Below are 25,737 nucleotides of genomic sequence, written 5' to 3' on the forward strand. Positions count from 1 at the left end.
GCGATTTACAGCCGGACCAGGTCATCGCTGAAAGCTCTCAGTTATTCTGAAGGCAGCGTTATTGCTTCTGCTTTGAAATCACTGGGGAACCCTCGCCCCTTTGGGGAGAGGGTTAGGGTGAGGGGCGCTACTGCGCCGCCTGTTTAGCAGGTGCAACATCATCGTTTGCCGCAGACTGATTTTCCGGTACGCTGTCGCACGGCTTCTCTTTCGGGCAGACCATGTCCAGCATCCTGAGCGTCACACCGTTACTCCAGCCGAAACCGTCCTGCAACGGATACTCACCGCCGCCACCGCCGGTACCTGTCGAAGAGACATCGTACTTCTCAACCAGTTTCTTCTCGCGATCGTAGGTATGCTGAACGTTTTTCAGGAAACGCCAGGTCACGTCCATCGCCACTTTCTGCTGACCATAGTTCTGCAACCCTTCCACCGCTACCCACTGCAACGGCGCCCAGCCGTTCGGCGCATCCCACTGCTGCCCGCTGTTGATGGTGGTGGTAGAAATACCGCCCGGTTTCAGCAGGCGCGACGATGCGGCTGCGGCCACTTTATCGGCGCGATCCTGTGATGCGGCCTTCACATACAGCGGGAAGAGGGCCGCGGCAGTCAGCTGATTACGCACCTTCCTGGTTTTCAGATCGTAATCCGCATACCAGCCCTCTTTATCGTTCCACAGGTGGCTCTCCATGGCTTTCTGACGTGCGGAGGCCAGCGCGTCATATTTACTTGCGCTGGCGGTATCCCCGTCTTCCTGGCTGGCACGGGCCAGCAGTTTTTCCATCTTAAACATCAGCGCATTCAGATCCACCGGCACGATGCTGGTGGTGCGGATGGTACCCAGCTTCTGGGGATCGTCCATCCAGCGGGAGCTGAAATCCCAGCCCGAGGCCGCGGCAGAGCGCAGATCACGGTAAATCTCGGTGGCCGGACGGTTAGGGTTATTTTTGGCGGTGGTCACGTCATCCAGCCACGACTCAGGGCGTGGCGTGTCCAGATCGTCCCAGTAGCGGTTGAGGAGGGAGCCGTCATCCAGCTTCACCACGCGTTTGTTTGCCTGACCAGGCTGGAGCCCATCAGCCCCCTCCATCCAGTAGGCATACTCCTTCTCCATCTGCGGACGGTATTTCTTCAACGCGTCGCTGTCATGCGTGGCCAACAGTTCCACCATCAAAGAAAAGAACGGTGGCTGAGAGCGGCTCAGGTAGTAGCTGCGGTTACCGTTAGGGATATGGCCCCAGGTATCAAGCTCGTATGCGAAGTTGTCCACCATGTCGCCGATCTTATCCCAGTGGCCGCTCTCGGCCAGCCCCAGCATGGTGAAATAGCTGTCCCAGTAATAGACTTCGCGGAAGCGTCCTCCCGGCACGACATAGGGTTTTGGCAAAGGCAGGAGGGAGTCCCATTTGTTCGCTTTGTCGGTGGTGCGGGTCAGCACAGGCCACAGATCGTCTATGTGTTCGCGCAGGCTCTGGCCCTCAGGGGGAACATATTTCTCACTCTCCTTCGGCAGGATAAAATTCATCTCCACGAAGTGACGCAGGTCAAAACCGGACTGGGTATGCTGCATCCGGTAATCCGCCAGGATCATCAGCGGGTCGCTTTTGGGAACGGCATCCGCGAAGGTTTTCTGATCCGGGAACAGTTTGGCGCTCTGAACGTCATTAAAGAGGGGGCCAAGAAGAATATCAGGTGAGCTTTGCTGGCTCGTTGGCTGGTCTTCAGCATAACCAAATGCGGTAACACCGAGTAGTGCGCCTGCCAACGCAAGGGGTAAAAAAGCGGGGCGTCGTGCGCGAGGTCTTATCATCGGTTCGTCTCCTGTCTTCGCTGAGCAGCGTGACCGCTGTTGTCAATTACCTGAAAACCTTAGACGAATATCGATAACTTCGCGTGTTGAATGTCCCATTTTTCGCATAACCAGATAATTCGGGTGCGCTTTCACTACACCAGGGTTGGATTACTTAATTTTTAACCACACCACGGAAAGGCCGGGTAAGCTTCACGCCACCCGGCTTAAGCCCTACAACCCTTTTTTATCCATCAGCACCGCCAAATCCACCAGACGGTTTGAGAAGCCCCACTCGTTGTCATACCACGACAGGATCTTCACCATATTCCCGCCAATCACCAGCGTTGAAAGCCCGTCGATAATGGATGAGCGCGGGTCGCCCTGATAATCACTGGAGACAAGCGGTTCATCGCTGTAGCCCAGGATGCCTTTCAGCGGCCCGCTACCGGCAGCCTGACGGAACGCGTCATTCACCTCTTCGGCGGTCACGTTGCGGCTCAGCGTCACCGTCAGATCGACAATCGACACCACTGGCACCGGCACGCGCAGGGAATACCCGGTGAGTTTACCGTCCAGTTCGGGGATTACTTTCCCGAGCGCTTTTGCCGCGCCGCTGGAATAAGGAACAATCGATAATGCTGCCGCACGCGCGCCGCGCAGATCTTTTTCTGGCTGGTCATGCAGCGCCTGGCTGTTGGTGTAGGCATGCGTGGTGTTCATCAGCCCGTGTTCAATGCCAAACTGCTGGTGCAGCACCTGCGCCGCTGGCGCCAGACCGTTAGTGGTGCAACTCCCGTTACTGACCACAAAATGCTGGGCCGGATCGTACAGCGTGTGGTTCACGCCCATTACCACCGTAAGATCATCATTTTTAGCCGGGGCGGAAATAATGACGCGTTTTGCGCCGCCGCTCGTGATATGCACCGCCGCTTTATCACGTTCGGTGAAGAAACCGGTGGCTTCGATTACCACCTCAACGTCAGCGTCTTTCCACGGAATGTTTGCCGGGTCGCGTTCACTGAATACGGTGATGCGTTGCCCGTCAACCTGTAGCGCGCCGTCCGCCGCTTCCACAGGTACCGGTAGCGTGCCGAGCAGAGAGTCATATTTCAGCAGATGGGCGAGGGTTTTACTGTCCGTCAGATCGTTAATGGCCACAATCTGGAGATCCGGATTGCCAAGCGCCGCGCGCAGGACATTACGTCCGATACGGCCGAAACCGTTAATACCGACCTTAACCATGATGCACTCCTTATCTGTGTTGTCTGGAGTTACTGTAGGTGTCAGGTCGGTTGGCGTAAATGACAAAAAAGGATCAGATTACGCCATTCTGCGGCAGTGGAAACGCTGGCGATATTCGCCCGGCGTGAGATGAAGCTGCTTTTCAAAAACGCGGCGCAGGTTGATGCTGGTCCCAAACCCGCTTTTTTCGGCAATGACCTCAAGCGGATACGGGGTCTGCTCCAGAAGCTGTCGTGCGGCGGCCAGGCGGGCTTCGGTGACATAACGGGCCGGAGGTACACCGACGTCACGCGTGAACACGCGGGTGAAATTGCGCGGACTCATGGCGACCCGTGCGGCCAGCCTTTCGACGCACAAATCTGCGGTGAGGTTTTGCAGAATCCAGCTTTGCAGTTCGCTAACCGGTCCGGTCGCGCCGGACTGCTCCAGATTATAGCGGCTGAACTGTAGCTGGCCGCCAGGCCGTCGCAGATACATCACCATATCCTGCGCCACGTTGCGGGCGAGGGTGAATCCGTAATCATCCTCTACCAGCGCCAGCGTCAGATCAAACCCGGAACTGACGCCGCCGGATGTCCAGACGGGACCATCCTGAACATAGAGCGGGCCGCCCTCAACGTTGACCGCAGGATAGCGGGTTTTCAACGTTTCCAGAAGCCGCCAGTGGGTCGTTGCCCGGCGCCCATCGAGCAGTCCGGCCTGTGCCAGCAGCAGGGCCCCGCCGCAGACAGAGGCGACGCGTCCCGCATGCGGCGCGGCCAGGAGCAGCCAGTCCACCACCGCAGTGCTTTCCTGCTCATTCATGCCACGGCCGGTGATGATAATCGTGTCCAGCGGCTCGCGCGGATCCAGCTCCGGCAGGCGATAGTCCGCCAGCAGATTTAAGCCGGACTGGCCATGGATCACCAGGTGAGGCTGGGTAGTGGCAATAATGATGCGGTAGCGGGGCTGCGCCAGACCGTCCGGGTGCAGACGGTTGGCCTGCATCAGAATGTCGGCTATACCGGCGGCTTCAAACAACATGCCACCATCAGGAACAATTATCAGGATCTTCTTCATGTCCTGAAAAGTACCTTTCTTACAATATAAGTCAAGTAGAGGACGTTGACCGTTACCAAGCACGGTTCTGGTCAACCCCGATGCCGGCAACGGCACATATTTTGATACCCACTTAACCTGTTTTTACCGCTCGGCCTGTAAGCTATGGTGCGGGAAAGCAAAGAACTCATAACAAATTTTCATCATGTTTGTAATAAGTCGTCGGAGTGGTGGAAAGCAAGCAATAGTGTAGTGACGGTAAAATGCCAAATGAAGTTCGCCTGTCGAAAGCAGCGTCTTTATTAATTACGTGGTAAGGGTGGGTTATATTTTGAGCAATGCCTTGGCGAGCAAGATTGTAGTCACGCTTAATTATTTATACGGCCCAGACGAGAGAAAATTATCTTAAGAAGGGGAGAGCATAAAGTTAATTTGCGGCGTGAAATTAATTTTTTCACCCTTACTGTGTTTTCTTAATTTGATGGGACATCGTCCTGAGTATTGACGATTTGCTATCGATATAACAAATAATTCGTGTGAGATATATTCATATGCAACTGAAAAATTCTCCGTTCTACTAATTATGGTAGTGGCAGGAATAGTGGTATTACGTTAGTGATAATGGTTCTCTTTTGGATTTTTTTGTCTTTAAATCAGTTAATTGCGTGATTTCTCTATTTTTCAGATTAATCTCAGAGTGAGGCGAATGCCTCATGAATCAGCAGTAGCGAAAAAGGAAATATTGAAAAGGTGATAAGCTCATGTAAACTTGTTTACCGTTTGTCAAAATATGTCAGGATTACGCTGGGCCTTATTCTCGAAGGCTCGTGCGGTAGCTATGCCCAAATAATAGTAACGCCCCGGAAAAACCTGACTATTTTTAACAATAGCACCTAAGTCAAATTTTATCCCCTCTCTTCATCCTCTAAATATCGCTACGGAAAAGCATATGAAACTGCGTGTATTGTTATCACTTCTGTTTGTTATGGCGGTGGCGGGCTGTAAGGCGCCGCAAAAACCAGCGATCACCGATGATACGATTGTGACCAGCCAGGTTAATGGCATCACGCTGACGCACCGTCACGCTGTTACCCCTCCGGCGGAGTTCACTCAGGTGAATGAACCGTATCGTGCTATGTACCCGGCATCCCTGATGAGCCGTCCTGACTACGGTGGAAAAGTGATCCGTACGCTTGAGACCGGAAAAACTTACGTCGTGCTTGGGCAGGTTGAACATTTCTGGATGGCGCTGGCCAATGATGGGAGTGAACAGCTGATTGGTTACGTGCCGATGCGTGCCGTGATCAAGGCCGACCAGTACGAAGCCACCGTGCGTAAACAGGCACTGCGCCCTAAAGCGCGCAAGAAAACCACCTGTGTTGATGTCGATGGCAACAGCAAAGCCTGCAAAGACAGCGTGAACGGTACCTGGATCCTGAACTAAACGGGTTTCACGAGCATATTTTTATGAATAATAAAAATTTCCATCGGATGTGGTTCCCTTTTTTTGCGTTGATTCTCGCGCTGATCGGTGGTTGTACGTCGTCTTCACACAGCGACCCCTCCCGCTACAATCTTCAGTTTCAGGCTCATCCTCAAATCAATGATTCTGCACCGCTTAAGGTCAGAGTATTGCTGCTGAAATCCGATGCGGATTTCATGTCCAGCGACTTCTACTCCTTACAGAACAACGCGTCAGCCACGCTTGGCGCGAATCTGCTGAACAGCGATGTGTTCTTCCTGATGCCGGGCCAGCTTTCGAAAACCCTGAGCGGTCAAAGCTCACCGGAAGCGCGCTATATCGGCGTAATGGCGGAATACCAGGTACTGGACGGCAAAAAATGGCGCGTCTCACTTCCTTTGCCTGTTCCCGGCGAAAACGCGATTTACCAGTTCTGGAAATGGTCCGCAGATGAACTCCAGGCCAGCGTCTTCCTTGACGTAAATGGTATCCGGGTCATCAACCAGTAACGCCCTTCATTACAGGAAAGAGATCATCATGACGAAAGCAGAAAAGGTCGTCTGGACCGAGGGCATGTTCCTGCGTCCCCACCATTTTCAGCGGACAGAAAGTTACCTCCTCAACCACGTTCGTGAGTGGGGGGCCTTGCAGCGTTCGTATCTCTGGGGCTTTCTCGACCTTGAGCTGGATGAAGCGATGCTTCGCCAGGGCTGTATTGCCCTGAGCTACTGTAGCGGTTTGCTCCCTGACGGCACCTTTTTCCAGGTGCGCAGCGACCGCAACGGTCCGGCCCCGCTAAAAATCCCCGATAATCTTACCAATGAAAAGGTGGTGCTTGCGCTGCCGGTTCGTCGCGGTGGACGTGAAGAGGTGATTTTCAGCGAGGAGCACTCTTCTCTGGCGCGTTTTATTACGTTTGAACAAGAGGTAGAAGACGACAACGCCATGTCGGTCGGGGAAGCGACGGTTCAGTTTGGCCGCCTGCGTCTGACCCTGATGCTGGAGAAAGATCTGACGGCAGAATGGACCGCCATCGGCGTGGCGTGCGTCGCTGAAAAGCGCAACGACAACCACGTGCGGCTGGATAACAGCTACATCCCACCAATGCTGAACGCCAATAACAGCCCGCAGCTGTACGGCATGATCAATGACCTGCACGGCCTGCTGGTGCAGCGTAGCCAGCAGATCGGCGGCCGCCTGCGCCAGCCGGGGCGTTTCAATACGTCCGAGATGGTTGAGTTCACGCTTCTTTCGCTGATCAACCGCCACCTTGGCGACATCTCACATTTAAAAACGCTGCCGCTGCTTCACCCTGAAGCGCTCTGGCGAAGCTGGCTGCCGTTTGCCACGGAACTCGCCACCTGGACGCCGCAGCGTACCGCAGAGAGCGTACTGCCGGTATACGACCATGACGATCTCGCCCTTTGCTTCGGCAAACTGATGCTGATGCTGCGTCAGGGGCTGTCGCTGGTCATGGAAGATCATGCCATCCAGCTGCCGCTGCACGAACGCTCTCACGGTCTCAACATCGCCACCGTGCCGGAGACCAGCATGGTCCGCGAATTTGGCTTCGTGCTGGCGGTAAAAGCCAATGTCCCCGGCGAACACCTGCAAACCCATTTCCCTGCCCAGATGAAGGTTGCGCCAGTCTCGAAAATTCGCGATCTGGTTCAGCTCCAGCTGCCGGGCATCATGCTTCGGGCAATGCCCGTCGCGCCGCCGCAGATCCCGTGGCATGCAGGCTACAGCTATTTCGAGCTCGAGAGGGGCAGCGAACTGTGGCACGAGATGGACAAGTCTGGGGCATTCGCGCTGCATCTCGCAGGGGAATTCCCGGGTCTCGATATGGAGTTCTGGGCCATCCGTAGCCCGACAGAATAATAAAGCGAGCGCTTAATATGCAGGAACGACAGGATACCGGCAGTGATGCCGTGTTTACCGGAGCCAGTGGGAACAATCAGCTGGTGGCGGCCGCCAATCCGCTGCTCAATGCGATTCCGCAAATCCGTCATTCGGTTTCCCACGACGATCAGGTCGGGCTGCGCCAGCGCCTGATTGACGAAATTCGCCGTTTCGAGGTGCGATGCCAGCAGGCGGGCTTACCGTATGAAGTGATTGTCGGCGCGCGCTACTGCCTCTGCACGGCGCTGGACGAAGCCGCCGCTCTGACCCCCTGGGGAAGCAGCGGCGTCTGGTCAAGCAATGGTCTGCTGGTGACGTTTCATAACGAAACCTGGGGTGGCGAGAAGTTTTTCCAGCTGCTGGCACGTCTTTCGCAGAATCCGCGCGAACACATTCTGCTGCTGGAGATGATCAACTACTGTTTGCTGCTCGGCTTTGAAGGCCGCTACCGCGTGCTGGACAATGGCCGGACCCAGCTTGAAACCATCAAACAGCGCCTGTGGCAGATGATCCGTGGCGTTCGCGGCAGCTACCCGCCGCCGCTCTCGCCGCACCCGGAAGATCGCCCCGTTCTGCGCAAGCTCTGGCGGCCGATGATTCCACTCTGGGCGTGCGTGGCGCTGGTCGGCTTTATCGCCTGCCTGTTCTATATCGTGCTGAACTGGCGTCTCGGTGATAACACCAGCCCGGTGCTGGCGAAAATTTACCAGTCCCAACTGCCGGAAACCACGATCCAGCAACCTGCGCGCCAGCTGCCGGCGGTACTGAACCTGCGCGGCTTCCTGAAACCGGAAATTGATGCCGGTCTGGTGGCCGTTAAGGATGAGGCGGATCGCAGCGTGGTGATCCTGAAAGGGGACGGACTCTTTGCCTCGGCCTCAACGGTGGTGCGCGATCGCTATGAGCCGGTCATCGACCGCATCGCCCAGGCGATGAATAACGTCAGCGGCAAAATTCTGGTGGTGGGGTACAGCGACAACGTGCCGATCCGCAGCGCACGCTTCGCCTCCAACTATGAACTCTCGCTTGAGCGCGCCCGTTCGGTGCAAAAACAGCTCCAGGGTAGCCTCTCGCAGCCTGAGCGCGTCAAAGCCGAAGGGCGGGGCGAGATCAACCCGGTAGCGCCTAACACGACGCCTGAAAATCGCGCCCGTAACCGCCGCGTGGAGATTACGCTGCTGGTATCGCCTGACAATACCCAGGCCGAGCTGAACGGATTGCCGCAAGGAAACTAAGGATGCTGACTACTCTACTTTCTATACTGACCAATCGCATTCTGTGGAGCTTCCTGGGCGTAACGGCGCTCGCGGCGGTCATCTGGATGATTGGCCCGCTGTTGTCCATCGTGGACACCCGGCCCCTTGAATCAGAGCAGAACCGCGTCATCAGCATTGCGGTGGTCTACCTGATTTGGGCCCAGAGCCACATTCTGCCGCGGCTGTATAACGCCTGGCTGAACCGTAAGCTGATGGACAAGCTTAACGAAAATACCACCAGCCCGGAGGCGGCCGATCCGCAGAAACGTCTGAACAGCGAGGAGCAGATCCTTGCCGGGCGTTTCGATGAAGCCGCCCAGATGCTGAAAAAAGCCCACTTCAGCAAAGCGGGACATGGCGCGCAGTGGACGCAGCGCTTCAGCACGCAGTACCTTTATCAGCTTCCGTGGTACGTCATTATTGGCGCGCCGGGTTCAGGTAAAACCACCGCTCTGGCCAACTCCGGGCTGCAATTCCCGCTGGCGGACCGCTTCGGTAAAACCGCGCTGCGCGGCATTGGCGGCACGCGCAACTGTGACTGGTGGTTTACCAACGAGGCGGTTCTGCTGGATACCGCGGGGCGCTACACCACTCAGGAGAGCGAGCAGGTTCAGGACGCCGGGGAGTGGCTGGAATTTATCAACCTGCTGCGTAAATACCGCCGTCGCCAGCCCATCAACGGCGTGATTATCACCATCAGCATTTCCGACCTGCTTTCGCAGTCCGCTGAGGCCTCCCGCCAGCAGGCGGTCAACCTGCGCCAGCGTCTCTCCGAGCTGCATGAACAGCTGGGTATTCGCTTCCCGGTGTATGTGATGGTGACCAAAGCGGATCTGCTTAAAGGCTTCCGCGCCTGGTTTGCGGATTACGACAAAGCCCAGCGCGATCAGATCTGGGGCTTTACGCTGCCGTGGGAGCAGACCAAACACGCCGATTACGACCTGATGGGCAACTTCCAGCAGGAATTTTCCCTGCTGCAACAGCGTCTGGATGCTGGCCTGCCGGAAACCATGCTTAAAGAGCATGACGCCAAAACCCGTGCGGAAGCCTATCTCTTCCCGCAGGAGTTCGCCGCGCTGCGTCCGCTGCTGGCAGACTACCTGAGCACGGTCTTTGCCCGCTCAAACTTCGAAACCGAATTTTCGCCGCGCGGCATCTACTTTGCCAGCGGCACCCAGGAAGGGATGCCGTTTGACCGCGTGATGGGCGAGCTGAACCGCGCGCTCTCCTTACCTGAAGGGGAGGAAAGCACGCGCTGGGATTCGGTAAGCAAAGAGGCGCCGATCCCGGGCGCGAAGGGCCAAAGCTTCTTCATTAAAAATCTGCTGCAAAACGTGATTTTCCAGGAAGCGGGCATCGCCGGGGAAAACCGCTGGTGGGAGCTGCGCAACCGCGCCGTGATGTGGTCCGGCTACGCGGCGCTGCTGGCCCTGCTGGTGATCCTGGGTGGTCTGTGGCTGACCAGCTACGCCAAAAATAAAGCTTATCTGGAAGAGGTAGATGCAAAAGTGCCGATGCTGGAGCAGCAGAGCAAGGCGCTGCAAAACCAGCCCCAGCGAGATCTGTTTGCGCTTCTGCCGCTGCTTAACAGCCTGGTGGATCTGCCGAAAAGCGATGCCTTCGACGTTAACAACCCGCCGGTTTCCCGCCGCATGGGGCTTTATCGCGGGGATGACGTCAGCGATGCCTCGCAGTCTCTGTATCAGAAGGCGCTGGATCAGATGCTGCTCCCCGCCGTGGCGATGCACATTACCACCTGGCTGCGCAACGACAACGGCAGCGACGTGGAGTACAGCTATGAGGCGCTGAAAGCCTATCAGATGCTCTACCAGCCTAAGCATTATGACGGTAAATTCCTGCACTCGTGGGTTATGCTCAACCTGCAACGCAACCTGCCGCAGAACGTGACGCAGGCGCAGCTTCAGGAGCTGGAATGGCACCTGACGCAGCTGCTGGAGCCAAAAATTCAGGCTTCACCGTATGCGCAGGATGAGGATCTGGTGGCCCGCGAGAGGGCGCTGATCAACCAGCAGCCGCTCTCAACACGTGTATATGGCCGCCTGAAACGTCTGCTGGAGCATGATGAGAACCTGAAGCCGGTTTCGCTTTCTGATCTCGGCGGCCCGCAGAGCGAGCTGGTGTTTTCGCGCAAAAGCGGCAAGCCGGTGAGTGAGGGCGTACCGGGCCTCTACACGCCGGACGGCTACTGGAAAAGCTTCAACGACCAGATCGACAGCGTGACCACCGCCCTGCACGAGGACGATGCCTGGGTACTGGGAGCGACCACTGCCCAGGAAGATAAACAGCAGATCGACAACGCCGTGCGTCAGCTCTACATGCGCGACTTTATCGTTAACTGGGATCGCTTTCTCGCTGATATTCAGCTCAACAACAGCGCCGATCTTTCCCAGCGTATCAACACCGCGCGCCTGCTTTCAGGCACCAATTCGCCGCTGCGCCGTCTGGTACTTAACCTGAGCAAGGTGCTGACCCTGTCGCGCACTGCGCCTGCGCCGGAAGATGCGCAGAAAGCGGAAGACCAAAGCAACCGCGCCACCCGCACGCTGGAAGCGCTGTTCAGCAACGGTGACAATGCCCCGACGCAGGGCGCGGTTGTGACGCAGGCGCCTGAGCAACTGGTGACCGACCACTATGCGCCGATGATTGAGCTGGCGCAGCCGCTGGAGAAGGGCGGCAAGACCATCGTCTTTGATGATTTTCTTAAGCAGGTTGACGAGCTTTATCGCTACCTGACCGCCGTTCAGGATGCAGCCAACAGCGGTATGCCCGCGCCGGGCGGCGATGCAATTAGCCGCCTGCAAGCCAGCGCGGGACGTCTGCCGGGCGGGCTGCAAACCATGTTCAGCAATATGGCCGTCGGCGCCAGCAGCGACACTCAGCGTCGCGATCTGGAGAACGTGCGTAAGCGCATTAACGTGGAAGTGGGTGGGTTCTGCCGTCAGGCGATTGCCGGGCGTTATCCGCTGGTGCGCAGCGCCAGCACCGAGGTGACGCCGGACGATCTCGCCCGCATGTTCGCGCCGGGCACCGGACTGATGGACGCCTTTTTCCGCGACAACCTGACCAACAAGGTGGACACCACCCAGGCGAACTGGCGCTTTATGCCGGGCATCGACGGTAAAACGCTGCCGGGCAGTGAAGGGCTGCTGCGTCCGTTCCAGCAGGCGCAGTCTGTCCGCGATGCCTTCTTCGCAAACGGCGCGACCACGCCATCCTTCAAGGTGACGGTGCGCACCGTGCGTATGGACAATACCATTCTGAACCTGACGCTGGACGTGGACGGCCAACTGCTGCGCTACAGCCACGGTCCGCAGGCGGTGCAGATCATGACCTGGCCGGGGCCGGGCGGGACGAACCAGGTGCGTATGCAGCTCGGTCTGGCCAATGGCAGCACCGCAACGCTGGTGACTAACGGTTCCTGGGCGCTGAACCGCTTTTTCGACAAGGCGCGCACCAGCCCTGGCGCGGGTAGCCTGAGCCGTCAGGCGACCTTCAACGTCGACGGACATCAGGTCACGCTGGAGTTTGCCCCGAACAGCATCCGTAACCCGTTCCAGCTTCCCCGTTTCTCATGCCCATAACCGCAAGGACAGCCGTATGACGAATACCCCTGCGATGAACCGTTATAGCTGGTATGGCAAATTACCCAGCGCCGGAGATTTTTTGCAGCGTCGCTTTCCGGATACCCTGCAACGCCAGTGGTCGCACTGGTTTCAGGTCGGCCTGCTGGCCTGGCAACAGGAAGAGCAGCGCAGCGGTGAGCGCCCGTTTTCTAAAGCCCCGGTGTGGAACTTTGTCGTCCCGCCGATGCTTGGTAGCCAGATGATTCAGATGGGCTGCCTGCTACCGGGCCGTGACAGCGTAGGCCGTCACTATCCGGTATGCCTGCAACTGAGCTTCACCCCGGCCGAGTGGTCATCCCGTCTGCTCGGGCAGGCTGAAAGCTGGTACCAGCAGCTTGGCCGTCTGGGGCTGCACGCGGTGCGTAACAGCTATTCTGCCTCCCAGCTGGATGAAATGCTGATGACCATCCCGGCGCCCCAGCCGGTTGAGCCGCAAAAGCGTTCCGACATTCTCGACGTGATTGGCTATGACGACGAGGGGCAGAGCACGCTGGGCTGGCCGCAGGCGGCGGAGTGTTTTGATCCGCTGCGCCAGACCAGCTACTGGTGGACAAACCGCTGCGACGGCTATCCGCTTTACACCCACGTCCACAGCGGAAACTTCACCGGGCAGCTCTTTACGCTGCTGTTCGATCCGGCAGGCGGCGCCCGTCCGGGCCGCCACGGTCTTTACCCGCCTATGTTTGAATAAGCAGGGATCTTATGAATATCGATGAATTTCTCGCGCCGATAAGCCCCGATAACCCCTGCGGTGAAAACCTGGAGTACGACGCTGATTTCCAGGCCATGGGGCAGGCCAGTCAGGGCAAAGCCGAACAGCAGTTTGGCGACACCATCATTCCGGCAGAGCCTGCCGACTGGAACACGGTGGAAAGACTCGCCACCAGCCTGCTGGGCCGCACCAAAGATCTTCGCGTCATGCTGGCGTTAACCCATGCCTGGACGCGTCGTCGCGGGCTGGCAGGTTACGCCGACGGGCTACTGCTGGTGCAGGAAGCCCTGTCCCGTTACTGGGAGCAACTTTACCCGCTGCTGGAAGAGTATGGCGAAACCGATCCGTTCTACCGCATTAACGCCCTCGCCGGGCTGAGCGATAAATCTGACCTGACGGTCGCGGTGCGTAACGCCTCACTGCTCCGCTCTAACGGCGATGAGATTTCGCTCCGTGACGCCCAGGCGCTGCTTGACGGCAGTAAAACAGAGTGTCCGGATTATCCGGGCGGTCGTCCACGACTGATCGATGAGCTGGCCCGGGGCGATCAGCCCGGCACCGAAGCGGTAATCGTGATCAACGAACGCCTGCTCGCCATCCGCGAACTGCTTACCGGCTATCTCGGGGAAAGTGGCGTACCGGAGATGGAACAGCTGCTGAAAACCGTCGGGCAGGTTTCGAGCGCCTGTCAGGTGACCGATATCAGCAAGTTGCTGCCGAACCGTGACGCGCAGGCTGAGCAGCACGCCGAGCCGCAGCCGGTGACCGCGTCGCCCGTTCAGCAGGTGACGGACTGGCGCAGCGTGCAGGTGACCAGCCGCGCCGACGCGCAGCTGATGCTGGAAAAAGCGAAACAGTATTTTGCGCAGTACGAACCCAGCCACCCCGCACCGCTGATGATTGAACGGGTGCAGCGGCTGTCTGAACTCAACTTTATGGACATTATTCGCGACCTGGCGCCAGACGGCGTTAACCAACTGGAAAACATCTTTGGACGCCGCGAATGACGCGTCCTGGCATTATGACGACAGGCATGGAGTCTGCCGTTTCACCTTCACCGCGCATCTTTGATGGAGAACATCATGGCAATGAGTAACAGTGGACAGAAATTCATCGCACGCAACCGTGCTCCCCGCGTGCAGATCGAGTACGACGTAGAGATCTACGGCGCAGAACGCAAAATTCAGCTGCCGTTTGTGATGGGCGTTATGGCCGATCTGGTTGGCAAGCCGGTGGAAAACCTGCCAGCCGTCGACGAGCGTAAGTTCCTTGAAATCGACATCGACAACTTCGACGAACGCATGAAGGCGCTGAAGCCGCGCGTGGCGTTCCAGGTGGATAACACCCTGACCGGCGAAGGTAAGCTCAACGTCGATCTGACCTTTGACAGTATGGACGACTTCCTGCCGGACGCGGTGGCCCGCAAGGTTGAGCCGCTGAACAAGCTGCTGGAAGCGCGCACCCAGCTCTCTAACCTGCTGACCTACATGGATGGCAAAAACGGCGCGGAAGAGCTGATTGCAAAAATCCTTCAGGATCCGACGCTGCTCAAATCCCTGAGCCAGATGCCAAAAAATGACGAAAGTGCAAAAGGTAGCGAGGAATAATCGATGAGCAACCAGACCCAACAACACGATCAGCAGGCGGGCCAGGCCTTCAGCCAGGACGAGTTCAGCGCGCTGCTGAATAAAGAGTTCCGCCCGAAAACCGATCAGGCGCGCTCTGCCGTAGAAAGCGCGGTAAAAACCCTGGCGCAGCAGGCGCTGGAAAACACCGTGACCTTTTCAAACGATACCTACCGCACCATTCAGAACCTGATTGCCGGTATTGACGAGCAGCTTTCACAGCAGGTGAACCAGATCATTCACCACGAGGAGTTCCAGAAGCTGGAGAGCGCCTGGCGCGGGCTGAGCTATCTGGTGAACAACACCGAAACCGACGAGATGCTGAAGATCCGCTTTATGAGCATCTCCAAGCAGGAGCTGGGCCGCACCCTGAAGCGCTACAAGGGCGTGGGCTGGGACCAGAGCCCGATCTTCAAGAAAATCTACGAGCAGGAGTACGGCCAGTTCGGTGGCGAGCCGTTTGGCTGCATCGTAGGCGACTACTACTTCGACCACAGCCCGCAGGACGTTGAGCTGCTGGGCGAGATGGCGCGCATCGGCTCTGCGGCCCACTGTCCGTTCATTACCGGCACCGCGCCGGGCGTTATGCAGATGGAGTCCTGGCAGGAGCTGGCTAACCCGCGCGACCTGACAAAAATCTTTCAGAACACCGAATACGCCGCCTGGCGTTCACTGCGTGAATCGGAAGATGCCCGTTATCTGGGCCTGGTCATGCCGCGCTTCCTGTCGCGTCTGCCGTACGGCATTCGCACCAATCCGGTCGACAGCTTTGACTTTGAAGAGCAGACCGACGGCGCGAACCACAACAGCTACTCCTGGGCGAACGCGGCTTACGCGATGGCCGCCAACATCAACCGTTCCTTCAAAGAGTACGGCTGGTGCACCTCGATTCGCGGCGTGGAGTCCGGCGGGGCGGTGGAAAACCTGCCGTGCCACACCTTCCCGAGCGATGACGGCGGCGTGGACATGAAATGCCCGACCGAGATCGCCATCAGCGATCGTCGTGAAGCCGAGCTGGCGAAAAACGGCTTTATGCCGCTGGTTCACCGCAAAAACTCCGACTTCGCCGCCTTCATCGGCGCGCAGTCCTTGCAAAAACCGGCCGAGTATCACGACCCGGATGCCACCGCTAACGCGCGCCTGGCCTCCCGTCTGCCTTACCTGTTTGCCTGCTGTCGTTTTGCTCACTACCTGAAGTGCATCGTGCGCGACAAAATCGGCTCCTTCCGCGAGCGCGAAGAGATGGAACGCTGGCTGAACGACTGGGTGATGAACTACGTGGACGGCGACCCGGCTAACTCCTCCCAGGAAACCAAGTCTCGCAAACCGCTGGCGGCTGCGGAAGTGCAGGTGCAGGAAATTGAAGACAACCCGGGCTACTACGCCGCGAAGTTCTTCCTGCGTCCACACTACCAGCTGGAAGGCCTGACCGTTTCCTTGCGTCTGGTATCTAAACTGCCGTCGCTGAAGACGAAGGACGCGTAATGATGATTGCCGGCCCGAAGGGGCCGGCAATTTGAGCGGAAGAGCTTAGCTTGTTTCTGTCAGTGAATAAGGATAGACGGTGAAACATATACTTTTGATCGCGACCAGTTTGCTGGCAGTTTCTACTCTCGCAAGCGCGGAGGCAGGAAATTACAAATACCCTCAAGCGGAAGCATTGCCTCAGGATGACACATCAAACTTCCAACGCGATCCGACGCTGTTAACAGGGTACGATTTAAATCTGAGTGCAGAGCGTTTTGCTAAAGCCTGGCTGTCGAAAACGAATGAACGTGAACGCATTAAGGCAAATATGTATCTTCTCGGCGTAGTCGACGCGTCTGAGGGCACTGCATGGTGCAAGGGCAGGCCTTTTTTGCCAAATACAATACATGAGTTTCTCTATTCTCGTTTTGCGAACTTATCGAAACAGAAAGGCGAGGAGCGCGCTTCAAAAATCATCATTGACGGCATGAAAGAATTACGCCCGTGCAAAAAAGGAGAGTGACAAATGAGACCATTATACGAACAACTTAAACGTCAGCATTACTCTTCAAATCACACACGCGCGGGTTTTGCCTCGGGTGAACAGGTTTTTTCAGAAATTGGCTACGATTATTCGACGATTATCAAGCAACAACCGGCATACGAAAATACCTGTGCGGTAAGAATGAGCCTGGCATTGTTAAAATGCAATGTTGAATTTACAGGGCGTTTACCCATAAAGACCGGTCCCTATAAGGGAAAAACAATCGAGCCTGGCGCAAAATTACTTGCCGATCAGCTTTATAAATCCCATGTGTTTGGCAAGGCAGAAATCTTTAAAGACCGCGAGGCTGGTGCACGCTCAATGTTGGGCCGAAAAGGTGTTGTTTTCTTCAATAAAATTGATGGGTATGGGGGTGGTCATATCGACCTTATCGAGCCTCTGAGTAATAATTCGTTTATATGTAACTCCGATTGCTTTCCGTACTGTCAGGAAATCTGGTTTTGGGAATTAAAATAATTATATTCAGGTTTCTAAAGACCGCATTTCTTTTGCTCACTTGCTTATCTTTTTCTGCTCGCGGTGACAACCCTTACGTTGATTTTTATCAGCAGCAAACATACCGGCAGGTGGTAAAAGATTTGGTCCTGGCGCGCTGCCTTGCGCAGGTTGCAGGTAAAGGTAGTCAATTTTCTGCTGATGCGGCCCGCAGTGCGAGTGCATTTATTGAGTGGATGCCGTTTGATGCTGAAAACGGTACTGACAAAGTTAACGCCATTATTGGGAAGTATAAAAACCAAATTAATGGTTTCCACTCGGAGCGCAAACCTGATGTAAAAGGCGTAACCTTAAATTGTCTACGTCTTTATCATAGCGACGAACTGAATAAACTGGTTCCGCAGCTCATCATTGGCGATCCTGATCGTACCTGGATTCAGGATAATCCGCAGTAGTAAAAGACTTAACATTCTTTCCGTTCATTCAGGGGGAATGTAAGACTGTCAAATGACACGGGTCGTTTGATATGAGGCAGAGGTAAAATATGGACGGTTTTATTCAGCCCCATGCTTTCCTGTTTGCCATATAAGGGCTTTTTCGAAAGCAATATTGTTCATCCACGAAGAGTAGATATTATGGCTATTGATATGTTTCTGAAGGTCGAGGGTGTTACGGGCGAATCTAAAGATTCTAACCACACCGGCTGGACTGATATTACCTCCTTCTCCTGGGGCGCGTCCCAGCCGGGTAATATGAGCGTTGGTGGCGGCGGCGGTGCCGGTAAAGTTAACTTTAACGATCTGCACGTTAACGCTCTGATCGACAAATCCACTACAGCAATCCTGAAACACTGCGCAAGCGGTAAACACCTGACCAAAGTTGAACTGTCCGTCTGCAAAGCGGGTGGTCAGCAGGTTGAATACACCCGCATCACCCTGGAAGACGTTCTCGTGACTTCTGTTCAGTACACCGGTGCAGACAACGGCGATACCGTTGGCGTGACCTATGCATTCCAGGCTGCGAAAGTGAAACAGCAGTACTGGGAGCAGACCACTGCCGGTGGTAAAGGTGCTGAAAGCAGCGCTGGCTGGAACATTAAAGAAAACAAAGAAGCGTAATTGTTCATCCATGACCGGGGAACCTCCCCGGTCATGATGATTGATTCCAAATATGTTGCAGGTGAATGATGATTAGAGAGTTAAACGTAATATCAATCGCATTAGCCTGTAGTGCTTGCATTTCACCACCTGCACAGTATAAGAAACTTTCTGTTACGTTAAAAAAACAAAATCCCTTGTTTTGATATCAGGCTGGATTCAAATTTTATTGGGCCTGTATCAGTTTACGCACCATCTGTAATGAAACGCGTTGGTAATCAATGGAAAACTATTAATTCTCATGACCAACTTCCAGCAATGCATATCTTGATTACAGAGGAGTGTATTCGTCTGAATGAGGTTGACTGGCGCAAAAGTGAGTATGATGTTGTATTGAAGATTGTCAATGAAAAAACTGCTATTCGATATGCTGCACGGTTAATATTAAAGAAAGGTATAAGTTGCGAGTTACTTTTAACGGCAAGTGAATGATATAATTTTCAAACCTCGGTGTTTTCGAGAGTGCATCGGCGTTTGAATGTTTATTTAATTATAAAATAATTAAACAATTCACCACTGCAAACTCTGGACAACTATGTGTGTTGATTAAAGGGTTTAAATATGACACATCGTTCAACCGTTAGCCCGGGCTACTGTGTGGTCCAACATCCTGGAACTTTAGATTATCAAGCTCGATTATTGTTTAATAATGTCAATAGCGAAGCCGCTAGATACTTTATGCAAATAAACAATGACACACCTTGGTTGAAACCAGGGCAGTTACTCATCGTGGCTGACCCAGACAACACGAATCAGTCATCGCAACTGAGTATTCTTTCCAGGGCAAAACAGAAAATTAACCATGCGCTGGCATCATTAAACACATCGGTTGCAGAGTATCTCCACGCTAATTATGACAATATTTCTGCATTGACTTCTTTAGGTGATAAACTAGCTGGGAATGCTGGTGATTTAGGTGAGAAATATTTCAGGCAAATTGAAAATATACTCATTAAAATTGAGAAGACTTATCAGAATCAGTTTATATCCCAAGGTTCTTTAATTGGTCAGCAGTTTTATATGGAAAGAAGGGCGTTATTCTCTCAGCTAAAACCTTTATTAAATAACGTAAGCAAGCTAACACTTAAGATTCAAACCTACGAAAATATTAAAAAAGCATTGAACTTATCAAGCCGCTCTATCGTCCATGAATGGAGTACGGTTGGTATCGGCGCGATCCCTGGATATTCAGATTATATTGTACGCTCTTCTCGCGCGGCTAGTATTATGAAAGCAGGGGGCTGGATCTCACTAGGTTTCTCTTTTTTGAATACTTCTAATGATGTTTATAAAGCCTGTACTGTCGATCGTGAAGATGAATGTGGAAAAGTTGCTGTTACTGAATATAGTAAGTTTGGTGGAGGTACGCTTGGTGCTGCGGGAGGAGCCTGGGCTGCGTCTTTAGGTACTGGCGCTCTTTGCGGTGCAATGGGAATACCTACGATGGGTACTGGTGCCCTTGTGTGTGGAATTGTTGTAGGACTAGGCGCTACTTCTGCGGGAGCCTGGATGGGTACTAAAGGAGGGGCTGAATTGGGTGAAGGGATTAGTAACTTGATTTTTTCTGGGGACGAATAAATGTATGGAGATTTGCGTTTAATATTGCTTTTATTGGTTTTTTTAGGACTGTTTGCTTCTTTGTGTTTTTATTTTTATTTTTATCGTAAATATTCCCTGGAGCTATCAAAATCATTTCATATTTTGAGTGATAAGCAATATTTAGATGTAAACGATTATCTTTTTTATGAACAACTTGGTCTTCCCGGATTTGCGCATCGTGTGTTCCTTATGAAAAGGATTTTGGCTGGAAAAGCCACAAAGCAAAATAGCAAAAAAAATCTCCCTCCGGAGGCAGAAGCATTAGTATCATCGATATACGATTTCTCATGGATAAAAATGTTTTACAGGATGACACTTTTTGTTGTCTTTCTGATGCTTCTATTGTTCTTATTGATTGCTACAGGACCCTAAAAGCATGTCATCTTTATGCCTGGCAAATATAACGTTATTGTTTCTTGTGCTTTTATTTATTAACGTTGTAATCATGGATGTTTACAGTTCTCGGTTTTTTAAAAAACACGAGTCAGATTATAAGTGGCTTCTCTCTGAATATCGCCAAAAAGGCTACGATCTCGATCTGGTGACAAATTACGCATCTTTTTTTGGCTCGCTGGCGAACTATCAAAAAATAATCTGGTTTGTTCGTCTTCGCAAAGGCGTGAAGATGAAATTTACCAAAGACAGAAATGTTCAGGATGATGCCTATAAATTCGTTCAGGCTTTACCGGAAGAGAGAATCGGCTGGATATTAAAACTTCATCGACGCTATAAAGTTCAGGCCTTACTTTTTACGCTATGGCTGCTTATCGGCATTATTTTCCTGAATGTAGTCAAATAGCTTTAATCAGCCTTTAACCCCCAAACTCCGCCGTTTTCACCCCCGAGAGCGGCAGCGTTTGAGCGCTAATCATACCAGCAGGAATACGCCATGCGATTCACGATTATTTCTACGAAACCCGGTCATCAGCCGCCGCAAAGCAGCTGTGATTTTTATGCCCCGGGCGGCACCATTGGGCGCGGTACGGATAACAATCTGGTGCTGCCGGACAATGACCGCACTATCTCGCGTTTGCAGGCCATCGTTCACGTCGACGCCAGCGGCGAATGTCGCGTCACGAACCGCGGCAGCGTCACCCGCGTGGTATTGAATGATATTCCGCTGGAGCGTGGGCGTCAGGTTGAGCTTCAGGATGGGGATATTCTCGGTATTGATGATTATCGCATTGAAGTCAGCGAACTCATTCATGACACCCAGCCCGTAAGCCGCATGGCGGCCAGCATGCAGCAGGCGCGCCCAGCGGCGACACCTGCTCCGGCGGCACAACCGAAACCGGCCAGCGCCGCGCCTCGCGGAAAAGCTGAACCTACGGCCGTGCCGTCGGAAATCTGGGACAGCCTGATGCAGGAGTTCTCCATCTCCGACAGCATCTCCAGCAATCGGGCAAAGCCACAGCCCGCGGCCTCCCACGACCCGTTCTCCCAGCCTGCGGCCCCGGAGCGGAATGCCGAAGACCCGCTGGCGATGTTCAACGATGCCGATCCGTCGCTTGAACGTAAAAACGTGGACCCGGACACGCTGTTCAGCGATGAAGCGTTGTTTAAAAAAGAGAGCATCTTTGACGATGTCACCCCTTCAACGCTGGTACAGCCGGACGAAAGCAAACCTGCCCAGCCAAAGGAAGAGGCGTCGGATGAACTCGATCCGTTAGCCCTGTTTGGCGGGTCGGCGAGCGCGCCTGCCGCGCGTCACGATGACCCCCTTGGCCTGATGGGCGGCGCGCCGTTAACCCATCCGGATGAAATCGTGGCTGATAAGCCGGAGCCAAAGCCTGAAGCGCAAGCCGCACAGGAAGAGGATGCGCTGGCCAGTTCACCGCTGTTCGATCCGGAACCGACTGAACCACAGGACGCGCCGCGCGCGGAAGAAGAGCCCGCGCGTCCCGATTACGCTGGCTTCACCATGCCAACGCCGCAGGCCGTGGCGCGCAGCAACGCGCAGGCACCGAAAGGCCGCCTGCGTATCGACCCGGTTAAAAACGCTGCATCGCCTGCTGCCTCCGCGCAGACCGGCGAGCGGGGCGAGGTGCTTCAGGGCGAACTGCTGGAGGCGCTGCTGGAGGGCATGGGCCTGAGCGAAATGCAGCCGGTGCCGCAGTTTGACCGGGAAAATATGCGTCAGCTGGGGCAGATCCTGGGCATGTTCTCGCAGGGGACCGTGGCGCTGCTCTCCTCGCGCTCCATCCTCAAGCGTGGGGTGAAGGCTGATATGACCATGGTGCTCGACGATGCCAACAACCCGTTCAAGCTGCTGCCAACCGGTAAAACGGTCCTGATCCAGATGTTCGGCACGCCGATGCCGGGCTTTATGCCGCCGACCAAATCGGTGCGTGATGCGCTGATCGATCTGCAGGCGCACCAGCTGGGGATGATCTCCGGTATCCGCGCCATTATCGCCGCCATGCTGCAATCCTTTAACCCGGAACAGCTGGAAGAGCAGGCGAAACAGAACGGAATGACGTCACGCCTGGCGCTGCCGGGCAGCCGTAAAGCCGCGCTGTGGGATTATTTCGTTCGCAGCTATGGCGAGACGGCGGGCGAGATCGAGGACGACTTCCATACCCTGTTTGGCGAAGCCTTCCTCCATGCCTATGACATGGAGGTCAATCAGTACAAAGACTCACAAAGCGGATCCGAAGAAAAATGAATATCGCAACGGCTTCTCTCTCCCGCCAGGGGACGCGCGCCAGCAACCAGGATCAGACGGGAGAAACCATCGGGGAACGTTCAGCCTGCTTTGTCGTCTGCGACGGCATTGCGGGCCTGCCGGGCGGCGAGGTGGCCGCTGAGCTGGCCCGCAATAGCATTATTTCCCGCTTTGATGGCGACAAGCACCTGAATGCGCAGCATATTCGTGACTACGTCCAAACGGCGAACCGTACCATCCTCAGCGAACAACAGGCGGTGCAGGACTATCGCCGGATGGGCACCACGCTGGTCAGCCTGTTTATCGACAGGGATTACCGTCTGGCCTACTGGGCGCACGCCGGTGACAGCCGCCTGTACCTGTTTCGTCGCGGCTGGCTGTGGCACGTCACCACCGATCACAGCCTCGTCCAGCAGATGAAGGATGCCGGGCATCAGACCGACGATCTCAACAGCAACCTGCTGTATCTGGCGCTGGGTATTGAGAATGGCGGACCGGAAGCGAGCTACAGCGATGTCGTGCAGGTTGAAGACGGTGATGCGTTTTTACTCTGCACCGACGGTTTCTGGCACGGCGTCAGCGAAGAACAGATGAAACAGTCGCTGCACATGGTCAATACGCCACAGGAGTGGCTGACCTTGATGAACCAAATCATTCAAAAGAATGCTGAACAGGAGGGCAATGCTCAGGATAACTATACCGCCGTGGCGGTGTGGATGGGCAACCCTCAGGACACCACTTTGCTGCATACGCTCTCTGACGCAGCACAATTTCTTCCCTGCGGAACTGATTAGACACACAAGGATTGATATGAAACTTTGGCTATCGGGTTTGGCTCTTCTGACGGTGGCGACCACCGCACAGGCTGAAAACTTCCGCATCGTGCAGTCTCCTGCGCAGAAGCTGGATATCTGGATCGACAACATTAAAGACAATACGCCGCAAAGCTGGTGTAAGGCGGACGTGGCGCTGCGTATCGTGGCGAACGGCAAGAAAGAGGTTTCTGTGCTGGAAAACTTCGTGCCGCGCCTTGGCTCGCTGCTGGAGCACCAGTGCAGCAAGCTGAATACCCTGAACTGGACGCTTAACGATCCGGAAGGCACGACGCTTGCCCGGGGCACAGCGGCTAAAGCGCAGGACTGGGCGCTGGTGGTGAAACAGCAGGAAACGGCGGCGGCAACGACCACCACCTCAGGCGCGCTGCTACCGCCTGACCAGAATCCGGAGACGCACACCGTGGCGGCAGATCGTACGCCATGGCAGGAGTTCACCCTTCAGGACGGTTGCCACCTGCGCACCTTCTGGGAGGGCGGTTCCTCCGCGCCAGCGCTGTTTATTCCCGATTCCGACACCACTCGCTGCGGCAACGGCAGCTGGCTCAGCGGCCACACCGTGGTGACGCAGAATCGTAACGGGACGCAGAAAGCGATTCCGGTCACCTACATTCACGGCTTCCCGGTGATGGGACTGAACAACGCGGTCGATCCTGAAAAGGCGCTGATCACCTCCGTCAACAAAGAGCGCATGGTCTTCAGCACCCCGCACAGCGACCAGAGCTGGATGATCCTGCCGTACGACAGCACCCTGAACGGCTGGAAGAGCAACGGCACGGTGGCGGTGGAAATCACCCGTGAGATCGCCAGCGACGACGCCAGACTCCAGGCGCGTATCGCAGAGGTGAAGAAGATCTGGAGCGCATGGGTTGCACCGGGCGCGGAGCTGAACGTTGTTCTGATTGACACGCTGCGTCCGCAGCTACGCGATCCGGCTGTGGGCGCCTGGCGCGCGGCGAATTAAGGAGGGGCTATGAATACGCTTTATCAACGTCTGGCGGGTGAGTCGATTAGCGACGCGCTGCTTCGCCTGGAAGCCGAAATCAAAGCTCGTCCGGCGGATGCCGATCTGCGCGCTGCGTTTGTGCAGTTTCTGATCCTCAGCGGCAACTGGGCGCGCGCCCTGACCCAGCTGAAAAGCTGGCTGGCGCTGAAGCCGCAGGCAAAACCAACCGTAACGCTGCTGGAGCAGGCCATTCAGGGTGAACAGCAGCGGGCGCGCGTGTTCGCGGGAGAGGTACGACCGGCAATGCCCGAGGCGCAGTGGCCGTGGCTGACGACGTTAGCCCAGGCGCTGAGCGAAAGCGCAGGGCATGCGCAAACGCTGCGCCTGGCAGCACTCGAACAGGCCCCGGCAAGCCGCGGGCAGGTCACGCTGGAGAATGAAGAGAGCCACACCTTTGAATGGCTGATGGACGGCGATGCCCGTCTGGGGCCGGTGTGTGAAACCCTGGTCAACGGCCGCTATTTCTGGGTGCCGTTCTGCGCCATCGACACGATCCGTTTTCAGGCTCCGGCCAGCGTGACCGATCTGGTGTGGCGTCATGCGCTGGTCCGCCTCACGGACGGCACCGAGCAGGTGTGTCAGATCCCGGCGCGTTATCCGTTTGCTGACGGAGCGCCAGACAGCGTTAAGCTGGGGCGCACCACCGAGTGGCTTCCACTCGACGATGACGGCACCCTGTATGAAGGCATGGGGCAGAAAGCCTGGCTGAGCGAGCAAAGCGAAAGCCCGCTGCTCACCCTGAGCCTGGTGACGTTCGCCGCGGATGGCGCGGATGAGTAATCCCGCTGGCGAAGGCGATCTGCTGCGCAGCGGCTGGCAGGCCCGCAGCAGACAGGAGAAAGTGGGGGCGCGCGACAAAATGCAGCCGTCACTGCTGGATCGCCTGACGGATAACGATCCGGAAAAAAAACGCGAGTCCGCCAACAGTAATCTGATTACCCACGCCGCGCTGCGTCGTAACGTCCTGCGGGATTTACAGTGGTTGTTTAACACCATTAACCACGATGCCTCCAGCGATCTGAGTGGTCTGACGCAGGTGAGCCGTTCCGTCGTTAACTTTGGCGTGGCGCCGCTGGCGGGGAAAAGAATGTCCGATATCGAATGGCACGACATTCAGCGCAAGCTCACCGAAGCGATTATTAACTTTGAACCGCGGATCCTGCCGCAGGGGCTTCAGGTTCGCTGCGTGTCCGATACCTCCTCATTAGATCTGCACAACGTGCTGTCTATCGAAATCAAAGGCCGCCTGTGGTGCGTACCGTATCCGCTGGAGTTTCTCTTTCGCACCGACGTCGATCTTGAGAACGGTCATTTTGAACTGAAGGATGCGGGGTAAT

General features: G+C 55.4%; 24 protein-coding genes. 21 read left to right on the forward strand and 3 right to left on the reverse strand.

Annotated features, from left to right (window positions below; genetic code table 11):
* Nucleotides 1-127: 127 nt before the first annotated feature.
* The 3 genes from INF86_RS18725 to INF86_RS18735 form a co-directional block, all read right to left on the reverse strand.
* Nucleotides 128-1,810 (reverse strand): alpha,alpha-trehalase, encoded by a 1,683-nt coding sequence (locus tag INF86_RS18725; protein WP_193543795.1) that lies wholly within the window; start codon nucleotides 1,808-1,810, stop codon nucleotides 128-130.
* A 213-nt stretch (nucleotides 1,811-2,023) separates the two neighbouring features.
* Nucleotides 2,024-3,034 (reverse strand): type I glyceraldehyde-3-phosphate dehydrogenase, encoded by a 1,011-nt coding sequence (gap, locus tag INF86_RS18730; RefSeq protein ID WP_023306461.1) that lies wholly within the window; start codon nucleotides 3,032-3,034, stop codon nucleotides 2,024-2,026.
* A gap of 78 nt (nucleotides 3,035-3,112) precedes the next feature.
* Nucleotides 3,113-4,093 carry a GlxA family transcriptional regulator gene (locus tag INF86_RS18735; RefSeq protein ID WP_193543796.1) on the reverse strand — a complete coding sequence of 327 codons (981 nt, stop codon included), beginning with the start codon at nucleotides 4,091-4,093 and terminating at the stop codon, nucleotides 3,113-3,115.
* 928 nt (nucleotides 4,094-5,021) lie between these two features.
* Between INF86_RS18735 and INF86_RS18740 the strand changes: the two genes are divergently transcribed.
* From INF86_RS18740 to tssE, 21 genes are all read left to right on the forward strand, one after another.
* Nucleotides 5,022-5,516, forward strand: a complete 495-nt coding sequence (locus tag INF86_RS18740; RefSeq protein ID WP_193543797.1) for an SH3 domain-containing protein — start codon at nucleotides 5,022-5,024, stop codon at nucleotides 5,514-5,516.
* Nucleotides 5,517-5,539: 23 nt separating this feature from the next.
* Entirely contained in the window at nucleotides 5,540-6,043 is a 504-nt protein-coding gene (gene tssJ / locus INF86_RS18745; RefSeq protein WP_193543798.1) for a type VI secretion system lipoprotein TssJ, read from the forward strand.
* A gap of 28 nt (nucleotides 6,044-6,071) precedes the next feature.
* The gene (gene tssK, locus INF86_RS18750) at nucleotides 6,072-7,415 is read left to right on the forward strand and encodes a type VI secretion system baseplate subunit TssK (protein WP_022648417.1); all 1,344 of its coding nucleotides are present in this window, start codon (nucleotides 6,072-6,074) and stop codon (nucleotides 7,413-7,415) included.
* 17 nt (nucleotides 7,416-7,432) lie between these two features.
* Nucleotides 7,433-8,671: a DotU family type VI secretion system protein gene (locus INF86_RS18755; protein WP_003859963.1), complete on the forward strand. Its 1,239-nt coding sequence runs from the start codon at nucleotides 7,433-7,435 to the stop codon at nucleotides 8,669-8,671.
* Nucleotides 8,672-8,673: 2 nt separating this feature from the next.
* Entirely contained in the window at nucleotides 8,674-12,294 is a 3,621-nt protein-coding gene (gene tssM, locus INF86_RS18760) for a type VI secretion system membrane subunit TssM (protein WP_193543799.1), read from the forward strand.
* A 16-nt stretch (nucleotides 12,295-12,310) separates the two neighbouring features.
* Nucleotides 12,311-13,027: a type VI secretion system-associated protein TagF gene (gene tagF / locus INF86_RS18765; RefSeq protein WP_006810959.1), complete on the forward strand. Its 717-nt coding sequence runs from the start codon at nucleotides 12,311-12,313 to the stop codon at nucleotides 13,025-13,027.
* 11 nt (nucleotides 13,028-13,038) lie between these two features.
* Nucleotides 13,039-14,055, forward strand: a complete 1,017-nt coding sequence (gene tssA, locus INF86_RS18770) for a type VI secretion system protein TssA (protein WP_023306457.1) — start codon at nucleotides 13,039-13,041, stop codon at nucleotides 14,053-14,055.
* A gap of 75 nt (nucleotides 14,056-14,130) precedes the next feature.
* Complete coding sequence (tssB, locus tag INF86_RS18775; protein WP_022648413.1) at nucleotides 14,131-14,655, forward strand: type VI secretion system contractile sheath small subunit; 525 nt, start codon at nucleotides 14,131-14,133, stop codon at nucleotides 14,653-14,655.
* 3 nt (nucleotides 14,656-14,658) lie between these two features.
* Nucleotides 14,659-16,158: a type VI secretion system contractile sheath large subunit gene (tssC, locus tag INF86_RS18780; RefSeq protein WP_006810956.1), complete on the forward strand. Its 1,500-nt coding sequence runs from the start codon at nucleotides 14,659-14,661 to the stop codon at nucleotides 16,156-16,158.
* Nucleotides 16,159-16,237: 79 nt separating this feature from the next.
* Nucleotides 16,238-16,663 (forward strand): Rap1a/Tai family immunity protein, encoded by a 426-nt coding sequence (locus INF86_RS18785; RefSeq protein WP_032624078.1) that lies wholly within the window; start codon nucleotides 16,238-16,240, stop codon nucleotides 16,661-16,663.
* 3 nt (nucleotides 16,664-16,666) lie between these two features.
* A complete protein-coding gene (locus tag INF86_RS18790; protein WP_022648411.1) occupies nucleotides 16,667-17,161 on the forward strand; it encodes a T6SS effector amidase Tae4 family protein in 495 nt (164 codons plus the stop codon).
* Nucleotides 17,146-17,595, forward strand: a complete 450-nt coding sequence (locus INF86_RS18795) for a T6SS amidase immunity protein Tai4 family protein (protein WP_023306456.1) — start codon at nucleotides 17,146-17,148, stop codon at nucleotides 17,593-17,595. Before INF86_RS18790 ends, INF86_RS18795 begins: the two co-directional genes overlap by 16 nt.
* Nucleotides 17,596-17,775: 180 nt before the next feature.
* Entirely contained in the window at nucleotides 17,776-18,258 is a 483-nt protein-coding gene (locus INF86_RS18800) for a type VI secretion system tube protein Hcp (RefSeq protein ID WP_014884229.1), read from the forward strand.
* Nucleotides 18,259-18,858: 600 nt separating this feature from the next.
* Nucleotides 18,859-19,875, forward strand: coding sequence for a hypothetical protein (locus INF86_RS18805; RefSeq protein ID WP_023306455.1), 1,017 nt, complete (start codon nucleotides 18,859-18,861; stop codon nucleotides 19,873-19,875).
* Nucleotides 19,876-20,268 (forward strand): hypothetical protein, encoded by a 393-nt coding sequence (locus INF86_RS18810; protein ID WP_032628301.1) that lies wholly within the window; start codon nucleotides 19,876-19,878, stop codon nucleotides 20,266-20,268. It abuts the gene before it with no gap.
* A 4-nt stretch (nucleotides 20,269-20,272) separates the two neighbouring features.
* Nucleotides 20,273-20,695 (forward strand): hypothetical protein, encoded by a 423-nt coding sequence (locus INF86_RS18815; protein ID WP_063147831.1) that lies wholly within the window; start codon nucleotides 20,273-20,275, stop codon nucleotides 20,693-20,695.
* Between the two features lie 90 nt (nucleotides 20,696-20,785).
* On the forward strand, nucleotides 20,786-22,561 hold the full coding sequence (tagH, locus tag INF86_RS18820) for a type VI secretion system-associated FHA domain protein TagH (protein ID WP_032624080.1): 1,776 nt from the start codon (nucleotides 20,786-20,788) through the stop codon (nucleotides 22,559-22,561).
* Nucleotides 22,558-23,355 carry a PP2C family serine/threonine-protein phosphatase gene (locus INF86_RS18825; protein WP_003859969.1) on the forward strand — a complete coding sequence of 266 codons (798 nt, stop codon included), beginning with the start codon at nucleotides 22,558-22,560 and terminating at the stop codon, nucleotides 23,353-23,355. The genes tagH and INF86_RS18825 overlap by 4 nt, the downstream gene beginning before the upstream one ends.
* A gap of 16 nt (nucleotides 23,356-23,371) precedes the next feature.
* Nucleotides 23,372-24,358: a hypothetical protein gene (locus INF86_RS18830; protein WP_193543800.1), complete on the forward strand. Its 987-nt coding sequence runs from the start codon at nucleotides 23,372-23,374 to the stop codon at nucleotides 24,356-24,358.
* A 9-nt stretch (nucleotides 24,359-24,367) separates the two neighbouring features.
* Nucleotides 24,368-25,180, forward strand: a complete 813-nt coding sequence (locus INF86_RS18835) for a type VI secretion system accessory protein TagJ (protein ID WP_063150107.1) — start codon at nucleotides 24,368-24,370, stop codon at nucleotides 25,178-25,180.
* The gene (gene tssE, locus INF86_RS18840) at nucleotides 25,173-25,736 is read left to right on the forward strand and encodes a type VI secretion system baseplate subunit TssE (RefSeq protein WP_015570336.1); all 564 of its coding nucleotides are present in this window, start codon (nucleotides 25,173-25,175) and stop codon (nucleotides 25,734-25,736) included. Before INF86_RS18835 ends, tssE begins: the two co-directional genes overlap by 8 nt.
* Nucleotide 25,737 lies beyond the last annotated feature (1 nt).

This window comes from Enterobacter cloacae complex sp. I1M, from assembly GCF_014982425.1.
Lineage (GTDB): Bacteria > Pseudomonadota > Gammaproteobacteria > Enterobacterales > Enterobacteriaceae > Enterobacter > Enterobacter intestinihominis.